Source organism: Microcoleus sp. BM001215392 (genome assembly GCF_036700185.1).
In the GTDB taxonomy this organism is placed as follows: domain Bacteria; phylum Cyanobacteriota; class Cyanobacteriia; order Cyanobacteriales; family Microcoleaceae; genus Microcoleus.
In genome coordinates, this window is sequence record NZ_JAUBOJ010000014.1 from 1 (window position 1) to 13,268 (window position 13,268).

The following is a 13,268-nucleotide window of genomic DNA, read 5'->3' on the forward strand; positions in this document are numbered from 1 at the left end:
GTCAAGCTTTTTGCGAAAGTATTTTTGACTTTTTTTGAACCCATACACCGCAAGGGCTCTGGCTGCTGAGACCGACTCTTTCATCCCCTCCCCCCATCTGCTTTTCCGGATTTCACTTGTTTGGGGCGTAATTCTAAGGTTTTTTCTGGGGACTGGGACGCTAATGGGTAGAATATCTCTACAGACACAGACAGATGTTCTATATATATGTGTTCGATCGCCCGCCCATGAAAAAACCTACTGCTCGTCCTACTGCCTTGTTCCTTACCTGCGCCTCACTGCTGCTGGCTTGCAGTCAGACCAATACTCCCCAGACTGGTACTAATACAGTATCTCCAGGTACTTCACCAACTCCCACAGCTACGCCACAGGCTTCGGCTGCGGGGAACTCTACGACTATTCCGGTTGGGGTTGGGGTGGCGCAAACTAGCAATGTGGCTTTACTCGGTCAGGAACAGGTGGCTGGGGCGAAAATTGCTGAGAAGTATTTCAACGATAAGGGCGGTGTGGATGGGACGCCGATTAAACTGGTTTTCCAAGATACGGGTGGAGATGAACAAGGGGCGATTAATGCGTTCAATACTCTGATCAATCAGGATAAGGTGGTGGGGATTGTGGGCCCAACTCTATCACAGCAGGCTTTTGGTGCCGATCCGATCGCCGATCGCGCCAAAGTACCGGTTCTCGCACCGTCCAACACGGCTAAAGGCATTCCCCAGATTGGCGATTATGTAGCCAGAGTCTCCGCGCCTGTCGCCGTGGTGGCACCTAATGCAGTTAAAGCGGCCCTGAAGCAAAATCCCAATATCAAGAAAGTAGCCGTGTTTTTTGCTCAGAATGATGCTTTCAGCAAATCTGAGACTGAAACTTTTCAGAAAACCGTTAAAGAGATGGGGCTGGAATTGGCAACAGTCCAAAAATTCTTGACTACTGATACAGATTTCCAATCTCAAGCCACTAATGGGATCAATGTCAAGCCCGATTTGATAATTATTTCTGGGTTGGCCGCAGATGGAGGCAATTTAATTAAGCAATTGCGGGAGTTGGGCTACAAAGGCGTTATTATTGGCGGCAACGGTTTGAATACTTCCAATGTATTTACTGTTTGCAAGGCTCTTTGCGATGGGGTTTTGATTGCCCAAGCATACAGTCCGGAATATCAGAATGAAATTAATAAGGCTTTCCGCGATGCTTATCGCGCTCAATTTAAGAAGGAACCGCCTCAGTTTAGCGCTCAAGCTTTTACTGGCGTACAAGTTTTTGTGGAGTCATTAAAGGCAATTAATGCTCAGTCTAAGGTTAGCGAAAAGACTTTGGCAGAATTGCGTACAAAGCTTAATGAGCAGTTGTTGACTGGCAAGTATGATACGCCTTTGGGGGAAATTTCTTTTACGCCGGAAGGTGAAATAAATCAAAAAGACTTTTATGTGGCGCAAATTAAAATGGATGCGGGTGGAGTTAATGGGAAGTTTGAATTTTTGAAATAAAGGAAGTTGGGCAATGGATTTTGTACGGATTTAACGGATGCAGTCAAAAAATAGGACAGTAGTTTTTTAGCCTATTTGTAATTGAATGATTTAATTTTGATGCCAAATTCGTTACTGGCTATGGACTTAACTCTGTTTCTGCAACAATTTTTGAATGGTTTGTCGATCGGCAGCGTGTATGCTATTTTTGCTCTGGGATATACGCTGGTGTTTTCGATTCTGGGAATTATTAATTTTGCTCACGGTGCGGTATTTACCTTGGGTGCTTATTTTACTTATGCGCTGATGGGAGGTGCTTTCGGTTTTAATGGGTTGTGGGCTAATGCTCGAATTCCGGTGCAGTTGCCTTTTGCTGCGGCGTTAATTTTGGGAAGTGTGATGGCTGGTTTGGTGGGAGTAATTGTTGAACGAGTTGCTTTTTTGCCTTTGCGCCGCCGACACTCAGATCCTTTGTTGACGGTGGTTTCTAGTTTGGGTGTAGCAGTGGCGATCGCGAATATCATCCAATATCTAGTCGGTGCGGAGATTTACACTTTTCCTGCTAATACTTACGGCTATTTGCCTGCGGCAATTAACTTCGGAACAGCGGATAAACCTATTCCGATTCGGACTGTTCAAATAGTAATTTTTGCGGTATCAGTTGCGATCGTAGCTGTCTTAACTTATTTAATAAATTTTACTAAGTTTGGCAAAGCAATGCAGGCTGTGGCTGAAGATGCTACTACTTCTAGTTTGTTGGGGATTGATACTGACAGGTATATTGTGCTGACGTTTTTTGTGAGTAGTTTTCTGGCTGGTTTGGCGGGGAGTTTGGTGGGTTCTAGCGTGAGTATTGCTGGGCCGTATTTTGGTATTGCTTTTGGTTTGAAGGGTTTGGCGGTGATTGTGCTTGGCGGGTTGGGGAGTATTCCTGGGGCAGTTTTGGGCGGGTTTATCATTGGTTTGGTGGAGGCTTTTGTACCGGGAGATTTTTCGGCTTATAAGGATGCTGTGGCTTTTGCGATATTGTTTATTATGCTATTGGTTAGGCCACAGGGTTTGTTTGGACGACGTTTGATTCAAAAGGTCTAGGATGATTTGTAATAAGTCTAGTGCATGAGTAGCCAAGGGATTTTATATGAAAGTAGAAGTTCCATTAATGGTAAGCGATCGCCTTTTATTGCGATTGGGTAATCAAGACGACATCTGCAAAATTATTAAATTTTACAGTGACAACCAAAGATTTTTCACTCCGTGGCATCGACAATGGGGAGAGGATTTTTTAACTGAAAGTTATTGGCAAAAACAAGTAGAGAAAGATTTCCAAGGATTCGAGTCGGACAAATCTTTAAAGCTGTGGATTTTTGAGAAGGCGAATCCTGAGTATATTGTCGGCAATGTTAACTTTGATAATTTTGTACGAGGTGCCGGTCATTTCTGCTTTTTGGGATATAATCTGGCAGAAGCGCAACAAGGTAAAGGTTATATGACTGAAGCTGTGCGAGTGGCGATTCAATATGTCTTTGAAGAGTTGAATTTACATCGCATTATGGCAAATTATATGCCTCACAATCAACGCAGCGGCAATCTACTTAAAAGATTGGGATTTTTGGTGGAAGGTTACGCTAGAGACTATTTGTTCATAAATGGTCGATGGGAAGACCATATTCAGACTAGCTTAATCAATTCTAATTGGAAACGAAGTTAACCGGATTTTTCCTAATTTTATAATCTAAAATCAAATGGCTGCATTTTTTACTACTTATGGGTTTCTGATTGTCTCGATGTTGCTGGGTGCAATGTTGGGAATGTCGCTTTATTTGCCTTTGATGACTGGTCAGTTGTCTCTGGCTAGCCCGGGTTTTTATGCCTTGGGTGGGTATATTGCGGCGATTTTGTCTACGACGGTGTTTAAGCCGACAGGGGGTTTGTTTCCTCTGCCGTTGCTGTTGGTGGAGATGATAATTGCAGGGGTTGTTTCGGGGTTGTTGGGGATTTTGGTGGGAATTCCGGCGCTGAGGTTGAGTGGGATTTATTTGGCGATCGCAACTATTGCTTTTGTGGAAATTTTGCGGGTATTATCGCTGAATCTGGACATCACTGGCGGGGCTGTGGGGATTTTTGGGATTCCACAACCGTTTGGGACGCCGATCGAGTATTTGTGGATTGTACTGCCTTTACTGTTGGTAAGTATGGCGATCGTCTATCGGCTGGAACGGATTCGGGTGGGGCGGGCTTTTGCGGCGATTCGGGCTGATGAGTTGGCGGCGGATGCGATCGGCATTAACCCAACTTTTTATAAGGTTTTGGCTTTCACGTTAGGTGCTATTTTAGCTGGAGTTGTGGGTGCTGTTAGCGCTCATTTTCTGAATACTTGGAACGCGCGTCAAGGGACTTTTGATGCTAGTATTATTTACTTGACTTCTGTGTTGATTGGTGGTAGTAGAACGTTTTTGGGAGCAGTTTTGGGTGGGATGGTGTTTACTGCTTTACCGGAGGTTTTGAGGGGGATGGCAACTATTTCGGGATTGCCGGTTTGGTTGGCGCAATTTCTGCGGGATGGGCGGTTAATTGTGTTTGGGGTGCTGATTGTTTTGGGGACGATATTTTTTCCGCAAGGTTTGGTGACGCCGGAGTTGTTGAAGAAGTGGAGGAAGGGCGATCGCACTTCTGTTTAAGATTAGATTATTGGTAGATAAAAGTGCGATCGCACTGTACCTATTGCCCCCAAAGCACTCTCTGGATGCTAATATCCTCTGGATTAACTTCAATAATTAAATCCCCACCTCGCCGCCCAATATAATCTCTTGCCCCATAGTTCACTCGCCATACCCAGCTATCATTTTGAGGATGCTGCGTCAGGCTGATGATGCTTTGCATTACATCAATATTCAATTCACGGGCACGTTTATTAGCAGCAGCGATCGCCCGAGCAATTGCAACAGCAATATCATCTTGAAGCACATCTGAACTTAATCTTGCAGTCATAATTAGCCTCCACTTTTCAACCTAGAATGATAGATGTATCGGAAATCTCACTTACTTGTCCATTCTGTGCAATTAGATAGATTTTTGCTTGCGAAATCACAAACTCACCTACATAAGAGGCTTCCTTTAAATCAGGATCATCTCTAACAGCACGCTTATCTGTCTCACTAGGTTCTTGCAAATAATCGCCTCCTGTATTGGGATGAGTGTGAAACGACGCAACAATAGCGCCTTCCCCAATTTTACACTTTGGATGAGCAGGCACAATGATGCTATTCTGATTGCCGACTGACCATCGCACAACACTGAGATTTCCTGCTGAATCTTTCAAAATGAAACCGCCTTCTTCGTGTCCGCCAGTTACTCCAGGTTGAGAATCTTCCCAACCTTGCTTTAATTCTATACGAATTAAAGGGTTGTTTAAGATTTCCGTGTATCCTTGATTCATTATCTCACAGATAGTTTATGATAAATGTATAATGTATTATCCTATGTCTGGGAGTTTAAACTATGTCTCTCGCTGAGTTAATTCCTTTGGTGAACAGTCTGAGCCAGCCAGACAAATTATCACTCTTCAAACTCCTAGCTGTGCAAATCCCAAAGGCTGAACTACAAGTTATCTTTTCTGCATCAGAGTATCCGGTTTGGTCGCCCTACGACGCAACGGAAGCTGCAAACATTCTGATGCAGATGATTCGGGATGACCGAGAGGCATCTACTCATGCCTAGTACGATCGAGTTTCCCTTTTCTGACGATGAAGCATTACCCACGATTCCCATCACTCGCTCGTCATGCAGGCTTTTCTGTCTCCGCGAATGCACTGCTAGATACTGGGTCTGCGGTCAACCTATTACCTTATGACATAGGGCTGCAATTGGGTGCAATTTGGGAGGAACAAACTGTCCGCTTGCCATTGGCTGGAAATCTTGCCAGGGTTGAGGCGCGGGGTGTATTTGTGCACGTTCAAATTGGGAATCTGGAACCAGTTCGTCTAGCATTTGCCTGGGCACAATCCTCTCAGGTGTCCTTAATTATCGGGCAAACGAATTTATGAGCGAGAATTTGATGTTTGTTTTCAGAGATCGCGATGCACGATCGAGATTATCCGCTTCTAATAAGCGTCGATGTCGATCGCCACAATTTTGCCATGATTGCCTTCCTCAACTTGCTGGCGCACCTAAGACTCATAAATCTCATTGCCACTCATAAAGTTTACCTGCAAACATAACTCAGCATATCTTGGATTGCCTGACTTGATGGAGAATACCATTTATCATATTTATTTACATACCATCGATCGCCACCGCAATCAGCCCGTGCAACCAAGACCTCACCTCCAATCCTGTAAGTAAAGTCAATTGCATCGGCTGACTTTTTGATACTGCTACTATCAACGAAAACGCTTTCTCCTGTTGAAGCAGTACCGATAAACTGCCACGTTGATTGCACTGTTCTGTCAACCGATGGTGAAGGCGATAAAGAAACTAATGGCGAGGGTGATGTAGAAACCGATGGCAAGGGTGATACAGTTAATCCCCTGACTACTGGTGAAGCTGCTACAGATGTCGAAGGTTCAGGGGGGAAGAACTTATCCCAATTTGCAATCAAGGCTACGCCTACTGTGCCAAATAGCCCAATGAGAGCCAGAATAATTTGGGTTCGAGAATCTTGATTCTTGTTGCTATTGTCGTCTGGCATTGACTTAGCTCTAAATGCTTACCGATGCCTTCAGATATCTGCCGTAACCGATACCTGAGAGGTCTAACTATTAATTGTCCCGTAGTTGCAGTACAGTAATCTTCCTGGTCGGCTTATCCCACACATCTGCGGTTTAAATCTGAACAGTTTGAACTACTTTTGCTCTGCCTTAACCCAATCAAAACCCAAGACCGATCGCCTTGTCAATCTGATTGAGTCGGAACTTTTCCAGAAAAATTTGCTCAAATGTCGGAAAGATCGGATAATATCGGAAAAACCTGCCTATCTGACCGATCGATAGACATCACACAAGTCTGAAAACTCGTAGATGAAATTCTGTTCACCAATACAGGCGATGAAACTAATTTTTATCTCTTTGCGTATCATAGACCGATCGCCCAAAACTGAAAAGCAAAAAAAGACGGAAAAAGACGGGCATTTCTAAAATCGCTATGCAAGACGGATAAAGGCGGATAAAGGCGGATAAAGTCGGCTATACTAACGATAGTTCTCTGACGCCCCTGCTAATGGACACTACCCATATCTTGCAATTTGTAGATGAAGTAGTCTGCGCGAAGACAGGCAAACGTCTAAATGACTTGCAGCGCGGAATTATCGAGGGAATACTGAAGCGACAAAAGTATTCTGACATTGCAAATACTTATGGTTGTACGGCGGGTCATGCTAAGGATGTAGGTTACAAGCTTTTACATATGTTATCTGATGCTTTTGATGAACCAATTGATAAAGGTAATCTTAAATCTGTCCTCAAACGGCAATCAACTATAAAAATTGCTTTAAATAATAGTAATAATATTGACGGTAATAGCAACACAATTAACTATATCAATGGTTGCTCAGAACTACCCACTTCTACTCCAGATAAAACTCGGTCTGAAACTCCTGACTTCCAGGACGGCACGAATCAAGTTAAAATTGAAATGGTTGGTAAATTACGAAGGTTGGGATTGAAGGATGAGCAAATTGCAGAGGTGGTAGGGTTAGCCTTGGAGGTAGTGAAGCAGATAGATTGATAAATAAAGAGCTTTTTAGAGGTATAAGTTTTATGTTCGCAGTCGTCACTCCAGAAAAAATTCATTTACCGCCAGGAACGCTGATAAAATTTCCCGGTACTTGGCAGGATTACCAAGCACTTGTAGCACAATTGGGAGACCGTCAGATTCCGCGCATCAAATATCGACCAGGAGAGATTTTGTTAATGTCCCCTTTACCCGTACACGGAAAACAAGCAGATATAATTGCTGATGTCGTCAAGGTTCTGCTAGATTACTTGGGGCGAGATTATGAAGCGTTTACGCCAATTACGATGGATTTGCCGGAGGTAAGAGGGATTGAACCAGATTATTGTTTTTATATCGATAATTGCGCCGCAATTCTGGGTAAAGATCGGATTGCTTGGGGTGTTGAACCGCCGCCCGATCTGGTGATCGAAGTGGATGTCACTAGCTACACTAATTTGGATGATTACTTGCCTTATCAAGTGCCGGAAGTGTGGCTGTTTAAGAAAAATAAGCTCATAATTTACTGCTTGCAAAACGATCGATATATCGAAAGTTCCATCAGCCGTTATTTTCCCAATTTTAATGTATCGGAAATTGTGGAGGAATGCTGGCAAATGTCGCGCGATCGCCATACCAGTACAGTAATTCGGGAGTTGCGACGAAAAATTGAGAGGGAGAACGGTTGAATCAGTCCTCTTTCTTCGGTTTGTAGTAAGGACTTCAGTCCTCTTTCTTCGGTTTGTAGTGAAAAATTCCATACTCCACGAAAGCTTTTAGTAAATAAGGACTAAAGTCCTTACTACGAACAAGTTTGATTGTCGGTAATTAAACAAACATAGTATTCTGCCAAATCTTAATAGTTTTATCGCTACTGCCGCTAGCCAAAAACTCTCCTTCCGGGCTAAAATTAACCGAGTAAACCGAATTTGTATGCCCGGAAATATTACAAAGTTCTTGACCATCTTTTACCTCCCAAAGCTTGATAGTTTGATTGCTGCTGCTGGCAATCACCTCGCCATCGGGACTAAACGCGATCGAATCAACGTACCAGGAATGACCGACAATTGTTAAAACTTCTTGCCAATCTTTTGCCCACCATATCTTAATAGTATTGTCGTGACTGCCACTGGCAAGAAACTCTCCATTAGGACTGAAAGCTAGGCAGCGCACGCAGTCTGTATGACCTGTCAGCGTGCGAAGTAGCTTGCCATCTTTGACTCGCCAAATCTTGATGGTTCTGTCCCAACTGCTGCTAGCAATAGTTTCTCCGTCTGGACTGAAGGCGACAAAGTAAACTAAGTTAATGTGACCGGAAAATGTCCGAATTTCTTGCCCGTCTTTCACGCGCCAGAGTTTGATTGTTTTGTCCCAACTGCTGCTAGCAATAGTTTCACCATCGGGACTGAAAGCTAAGCCATAAACGGAGTTAGTGTGACCGGAAAGCGTGCGAATTTCTTGCCCGTCTTTCATTCGCCAAAGTTTGATTGTTTTGTCGTGGCTGCTGCTGGCAAGTGTCTTGCCGTCTGGGCTAAAAACTACTGTATGAACTGAGTTGGCGTGTCCTGTGAGACTCACTATTTCTTGCCCTTCTTGTACCTGCCAAAGCTTGATTGTTTTGTCATCGCTGCCGCTGGCAATAACTTCTCCGTTGGGGCTGAAAGCTACAGATGAAATTAAGTTTTTGTGTCCAGTTAATGTGTGAATACATTGCCATTTATGGCTTTGTTGTGGGGGCGGATTGGGATTTGTGGCGGGTTTGACTGGTTTGGTAATTGTTTGGGGAATAGTGAGTTTAATTGCTGCTTGGGGATTAAGTTGTGTTAATACTTCTACAGCCGTTTGATAGCGGCGGTTGGTAGCATTTTCAATCATTTTATCTAAGATTTCGCCGAGTTCTTTACTCACCGGGTTGTTGCTTAAATACTGGCGCCAAATCCAGGCATCTTCACCGGGATCGAAGAGGTCGAAGGGAGAAACTTGAGTTAGCAAATACAGGCAAGTTACGCCTAAACTGTACAAATCGCTGGTGAAAAATGCTTTGCCTCTGGCTTGTTCGGGGGCGATGTATTCGGGGCTGCCGATGCTGGTTCCGGTTTTGAGTAAGGCTGTACCTGTGGCTATTTTGGCGGCGCCAAAGTCTACTATAACTAATTGTTTGTCGGCGCGACGGATGATGTTTCCGGGTTTGATGTCTCGGTGAATGACGTTGTGTGAGTGGATGAAGTGAATGACTGGTAGTAAGCTATTAAGTAAGTCTTTGATTTGAGTTTCTGTAAATGTGCCTTCTTGTTCGACGATTTGTGCTAGGTTTTGGCCGTCGATGAATTCTTGGACTACGTATTGTCGGTTATCTTGAATGGAATAGGCTAATAGTTCGGGAATTTGGGGGTGTTTGCCCAATTCGTCTAATCGCATTGCTTCTTGTTCAAAAAGTTCGACGGCTTTTTTGCTGTTGCGATTGCTGGCTGATGGGATGAGTTGGCTTTCTGCGGGTAAAAATTGCTTGATGACGCAGCGGGGTTTGGAGGGTTTGTCTTCGTCTACGGCGAGAAATGTTCTGCCAAAGCCGCCTTGTCCGATCGCCTTTATGGCACGGTATCTGTCGCGCAACAGCAGTTTTGACCGACAATTTCGGCAAATTTTGGCTGCATCCGGGTTTTGGGGCTTGGAACAGTTGGGGTTTAGGCAATAACTCATTCGATTTTAGATTTTGGATTTTAGATTTTGGATAGGACGTACGGTTGAAACCGCGTCTACACAAACTTTCGTCTGCCTCCGCAGTGTAAAGAAAATAACAAAATTTTAACCGCCTTTGTCTTCAACCCGCGGAGGCGGGTTTGGTTTGTATAGACGCGGTTTCAACCGCCAGGTCTTCCGATCCCAAGCTATTTTAGAAGTTCCACATGACGGGATTGTCATCTAAATTATCGGTGACTGTTCGCCCGATCGCATCAATCTCTTTTAAGTCCTCCTGACTCAACTTTACCTCAGCAGCTTTAGGGTTATCGGCGGCTTGTTCTGCGTTGCGGGCGCCGACAATTGCATTGGTTTGCGGCTGTGCAATCAACCACGCTAATGCTAAGTTTCCTAAGCTTGTTTGGTGGCGATCGGCAATTGGCCGCAGTTGATTTAATGCTGTTTGCACTCAGGCATAATTTTCTTTGAGGAACAGCTTGTTTTTTGTGCGGTGATCTCCTTCTGCAAATTTGTGTTCTGGCCCGAATTTACCTTTGACATACTCCCCGGCGTGAACGCACGGGGATTCTTTACGCTTCATCGACTGATGCCACCTTTCATGGTCTTACTCTGTCTCGACGTACATTTAGAGTCGTGGCAATGACCTATCCCGACTTTGTTTATATTTCTAGCTGCGTTCTCATCTCTGTCCTGTTCTGTGCCACAATTTAGGCACAGAATTGAACGAATTGAGAGGTCTAGTTTACCCCATTTAAACCCACAGTCTGAGCAGATTTGACTGGTGGGTTCCCAACGACTAATTACTCTAAAATTACGCCCAAATTTCTCAGATTTTGCATCACACAAAGAACGGAATTCATACCATCCTTGTTGGCTAATTGCTCTGGCAAGTTTGCGGTTTTTAACCATTCCTGACACGTTCAAGTCTTCCAAAACAATAGTTTGGTTTTCACTGACTACTTTGGTTGATAATTTATGCAAAAAGTCTTTGCGGATGTCGGCAATCTGATTGTGTGTTTTGGCTATTCTGATTCGAGTTCTATTTCTACGTCTTGAGTCTTTGGGTTGTCGTGCCAGCTTTTTTTGGAGTTTACGGACTTTTCTGTCTAACTTTTTATAGCTAGGACTTTCAGCTTTCTCCCCATTGCTCATCACGGCAAAAGTTTTAATCCCTAAGTCAATACCGATACTTTGGTTTTTGGTGTCAATACTGATGGGTTCAACTTCTACTACAAAACTGAGGAAATAACGGTTGGCACAATCTTTGACGATGGTTACAGAGCTAGGGATAGAGGGTAACTCCCTAGACCAAATTGGCTTAACATTGCCAATTTTTGCCAAGTAGACTTCTTCTCCTTTGATTGAGAACCCTCCGCGAGTAAGTCTCGCTGACTGGGTATTTGTGCGCTTTTTGAATCTAGGGTATCCAACTTTTCGCCCTTTTCTTTTCCCTTTGCAGGACTCGAAAAAGTTTTTAAAAGCTGTTTCTAGATCGGCTACAGATTGCTGCAAGGGGATATTCGATACTTCACTTAACCATTCCCTCTCAAGAGTTTGCTTGGCTTGAGTAATTACCACCTTTTGAAGTTCTGCCGATTTGGGCTTCTTCTCCGACTGTTTGCACAGTGCAAGAGCATCATTCCAGACAACTCGCACGCACCCAAACAGTTGAGCCAAACTTTGGCACTGTTGGTTGGTTGGGTAGAATCTGTACTGGTATCTGGCTTTCACTGGCTTCTGGAGTTTAGTTATGCTACTATTGTATATCAATATGAAATACAATACCATGAACAAAAGTATATTTTTTCGATTAACAGAGGAAGAATTAGCACATCTTGAGGAGCATTGCCAAGCAGCCGAGAGAACAAAGTCTGACGTTCTGAGAGAATTAATTAGAAAACTAAAAATAAATAAAAAGCCGTCCTAGAAGGACGGGGCTTGTATCCCATTATTTTCGGTCAATATTCCTTGAGCTAGAGATGAATAGGCGATGATGGAGATACGATTTTCTTGACAGTAGGGCATGGCGTCTTTTTCTACCGATCGCCAAAACAGAGAATAGGGCGGTTGCAAGCTGTCAATGCGTCCGTATTGGGCGGCTTCTGCTATTTGGGCGCGGGAAAAGTTGGAAACGCCGATCGCCCGAATCTTTCCCTGTTGCTTTAATTTGTTCAGGGCGTCCATGGTTTCGGCAATTGGTACAGCTTCGGAATTCCAAGTGCCGGCGAGCCAGTGGATTTGGTAAAGGTCGATATAATCGGTGTTGAGGTTTTTGAGCGATCGATCGCACGCTGCGACTACCAAATCTGCTCTGAGGTGGTTGGCAAAGACTTTGCTAGCATATACTACTTGCGATCGCACGTCTGAAAGTGCTTGACCGATAATTTGTTCCGAATGCCCTTCTCCGTAAACCTCAGCAGTATCAAAGGTGGTAATACCGGCCTCAAAAGCGACGCGCATGGCTTGGACAGTTTCGGCATCCTCAATTCCCACCCACATCCGCTTCCCGGCTTGCCAAGTCCCCATAATTATCGGGGTAATTTGAATTTCCGATGTCCCCAATTGTCGCTTTTCCATACCCTATGTCCTCATTTTGATTTTTAGCATTCACCCTCAATCTATCTAATTTTAACAGGAAAAAGTAGGTAGAGTTGCTTTGAAGCAGCGATTTTGTTACTATTGTAAAAACTCCAAAAAATCTTATGAAATCAACTACTCGCGCCCTAAAAGAATGGAATGTAGCCGTTAATGCTTTGTTCGGGGGCAGAACGATTGTGCTGTTGCGAAAGGGCGGAATTCGCGAACAAGCAGGACAGTTTAATGTGGCTGATAAGCAAGTTTTGCTGTATCCAACTTTTGAACATCAACAGCCTGATTTATTAAAGCCGGATTTTGCGAATCAGGTACAAACTGTAGAATCTGGTTGGCATCCAGAAACTATTAGAATTGGCAGTTGGGCTGAGATTACTGATGTTTTTTTGGTGGCTTGGGAGCCAGCAATTAATGCGCTGTTTCCTTACCATATTTGGAATGAGAAATTTGTGGGCGACCGCCTGAAATGGAAACAAAATCAACCAATTTATATTTTATTGCTGCGGGCTTATCGATTAGCAGAAACAGCAGAAATTCCGTACATTTCTGACTACGGCGGTTGCCGTTCTTGGATCGATTTGGCAAGTCCTATTTCGCTGGAGGGCAGCGAAGCTGTTTTGAGCGATCGAGAGTACATTGCACGCTCAAATGAAATCCGCAGTCTGATGGCAAATCCTCCGAATGCAGATGGTTTGCAGAAAATCACAACGCTGACGGTTTAAACTTTTCGCGGCTCTAACTTGTGGAAAGCAAATAAAATGTATTAATATTGTTTTTAAGTCGTTAAACGGGGAGTATTCGGTT

19 protein-coding genes are annotated in these 13,268 nt (G+C 43.9%); 11 read left to right on the forward strand and 8 right to left on the reverse strand.

Annotated features, from left to right (window positions below):
• Positions 1-194 precede the first annotated feature (194 nt).
• From QT974_RS03035 to QT974_RS03050, 4 genes are all read left to right on the forward strand, one after another.
• Entirely contained in the window at positions 195-1,487 is a 1,293-nt protein-coding gene (locus tag QT974_RS03035) for an ABC transporter substrate-binding protein (protein ID WP_333467052.1), read from the forward strand.
• A 99-nt stretch (positions 1,488-1,586) separates the two neighbouring features.
• A complete protein-coding gene (locus tag QT974_RS03040; protein ID WP_442933143.1) occupies positions 1,587-2,558 on the forward strand; it encodes a branched-chain amino acid ABC transporter permease in 972 nt (323 codons plus the stop codon).
• 46 nt (positions 2,559-2,604) lie between these two features.
• Positions 2,605-3,174 (forward strand): GNAT family N-acetyltransferase, encoded by a 570-nt coding sequence (locus QT974_RS03045; RefSeq protein WP_333467053.1) that lies wholly within the window; start codon positions 2,605-2,607, stop codon positions 3,172-3,174.
• A 34-nt stretch (positions 3,175-3,208) separates the two neighbouring features.
• Positions 3,209-4,144, forward strand: coding sequence for a branched-chain amino acid ABC transporter permease (locus QT974_RS03050; RefSeq protein WP_333467054.1), 936 nt, complete (start codon positions 3,209-3,211; stop codon positions 4,142-4,144).
• A 40-nt stretch (positions 4,145-4,184) separates the two neighbouring features.
• Here the strand turns inward: QT974_RS03050 and QT974_RS03055 are convergent, their stop codons facing one another.
• Both QT974_RS03055 and QT974_RS03060 read right to left on the reverse strand, forming a co-directional pair.
• On the reverse strand, positions 4,185-4,454 hold the full coding sequence (locus QT974_RS03055) for a hypothetical protein (RefSeq protein WP_333467055.1): 270 nt from the start codon (positions 4,452-4,454) through the stop codon (positions 4,185-4,187).
• 16 nt (positions 4,455-4,470) lie between these two features.
• Positions 4,471-4,902 carry a DUF4329 domain-containing protein gene (locus QT974_RS03060; RefSeq protein ID WP_333467056.1) on the reverse strand — a complete coding sequence of 144 codons (432 nt, stop codon included), beginning with the start codon at positions 4,900-4,902 and terminating at the stop codon, positions 4,471-4,473.
• A gap of 62 nt (positions 4,903-4,964) precedes the next feature.
• Between QT974_RS03060 and QT974_RS03065 the strand changes: the two genes are divergently transcribed.
• The 3 genes from QT974_RS03065 to QT974_RS03075 are packed head-to-tail and all read left to right on the forward strand — an operon-like array spanning position 4,965 to position 5,683.
• Positions 4,965-5,183 (forward strand): hypothetical protein, encoded by a 219-nt coding sequence (locus QT974_RS03065; protein WP_293354415.1) that lies wholly within the window; start codon positions 4,965-4,967, stop codon positions 5,181-5,183.
• Between the two features lie 26 nt (positions 5,184-5,209).
• A complete protein-coding gene (locus QT974_RS03070) occupies positions 5,210-5,509 on the forward strand; it encodes an aspartyl protease family protein (protein WP_333467057.1) in 300 nt (99 codons plus the stop codon).
• A 15-nt stretch (positions 5,510-5,524) separates the two neighbouring features.
• Positions 5,525-5,683, forward strand: a complete 159-nt coding sequence (locus QT974_RS03075; protein ID WP_333467058.1) for a hypothetical protein — start codon at positions 5,525-5,527, stop codon at positions 5,681-5,683.
• On the opposite strand, the gene QT974_RS03080 is transcribed toward QT974_RS03075, so the two are convergent.
• A complete protein-coding gene (locus QT974_RS03080; protein ID WP_333467059.1) occupies positions 5,668-6,153 on the reverse strand; it encodes a hypothetical protein in 486 nt (161 codons plus the stop codon). The two genes, QT974_RS03075 and QT974_RS03080, sit on opposite strands and share 16 nt — an antisense overlap.
• 527 nt (positions 6,154-6,680) lie before the next feature.
• Between QT974_RS03080 and QT974_RS03085 the strand changes: the two genes are divergently transcribed.
• The gene (locus tag QT974_RS03085) at positions 6,681-7,187 is read left to right on the forward strand and encodes a hypothetical protein (RefSeq protein ID WP_333467060.1); all 507 of its coding nucleotides are present in this window, start codon (positions 6,681-6,683) and stop codon (positions 7,185-7,187) included.
• A gap of 32 nt (positions 7,188-7,219) precedes the next feature.
• The gene (locus QT974_RS03090) at positions 7,220-7,861 is read left to right on the forward strand and encodes a Uma2 family endonuclease (protein WP_333467061.1); all 642 of its coding nucleotides are present in this window, start codon (positions 7,220-7,222) and stop codon (positions 7,859-7,861) included.
• Between the two features lie 139 nt (positions 7,862-8,000).
• On the opposite strand, the gene QT974_RS03095 is transcribed toward QT974_RS03090, so the two are convergent.
• The 4 genes from QT974_RS03095 to QT974_RS03110 form a co-directional block, all read right to left on the reverse strand.
• Positions 8,001-9,872, reverse strand: coding sequence for a serine/threonine-protein kinase (locus QT974_RS03095; protein ID WP_333467062.1), 1,872 nt, complete (start codon positions 9,870-9,872; stop codon positions 8,001-8,003).
• A gap of 193 nt (positions 9,873-10,065) precedes the next feature.
• The gene (locus QT974_RS03100) at positions 10,066-10,320 is read right to left on the reverse strand and encodes an aldo/keto reductase (RefSeq protein WP_333467063.1); all 255 of its coding nucleotides are present in this window, start codon (positions 10,318-10,320) and stop codon (positions 10,066-10,068) included.
• A complete protein-coding gene (locus QT974_RS03105) occupies positions 10,321-10,452 on the reverse strand; it encodes a hypothetical protein (protein WP_333467064.1) in 132 nt (43 codons plus the stop codon).
• Positions 10,449-11,603 carry an RNA-guided endonuclease InsQ/TnpB family protein gene (locus QT974_RS03110; protein WP_333467065.1) on the reverse strand — a complete coding sequence of 385 codons (1,155 nt, stop codon included), beginning with the start codon at positions 11,601-11,603 and terminating at the stop codon, positions 10,449-10,451. Before QT974_RS03110 ends, QT974_RS03105 begins: the two co-directional genes overlap by 4 nt.
• A 55-nt stretch (positions 11,604-11,658) precedes the next feature.
• Between QT974_RS03110 and QT974_RS03115 the strand changes: the two genes are divergently transcribed.
• Positions 11,659-11,799, forward strand: a complete 141-nt coding sequence (locus QT974_RS03115; protein ID WP_333467099.1) for a ribbon-helix-helix protein, CopG family — start codon at positions 11,659-11,661, stop codon at positions 11,797-11,799.
• On the opposite strand, the gene QT974_RS03120 is transcribed toward QT974_RS03115, so the two are convergent.
• Positions 11,796-12,449: an aldo/keto reductase gene (locus QT974_RS03120; protein ID WP_442933144.1), complete on the reverse strand. Its 654-nt coding sequence runs from the start codon at positions 12,447-12,449 to the stop codon at positions 11,796-11,798. The genes QT974_RS03115 and QT974_RS03120 overlap by 4 nt on opposite strands.
• Before the next feature lie 125 nt (positions 12,450-12,574).
• Between QT974_RS03120 and QT974_RS03125 the strand changes: the two genes are divergently transcribed.
• A complete protein-coding gene (locus QT974_RS03125; RefSeq protein ID WP_333467066.1) occupies positions 12,575-13,186 on the forward strand; it encodes a DUF1802 family protein in 612 nt (203 codons plus the stop codon).
• Positions 13,187-13,268: the final 82 nt, after the last annotated feature.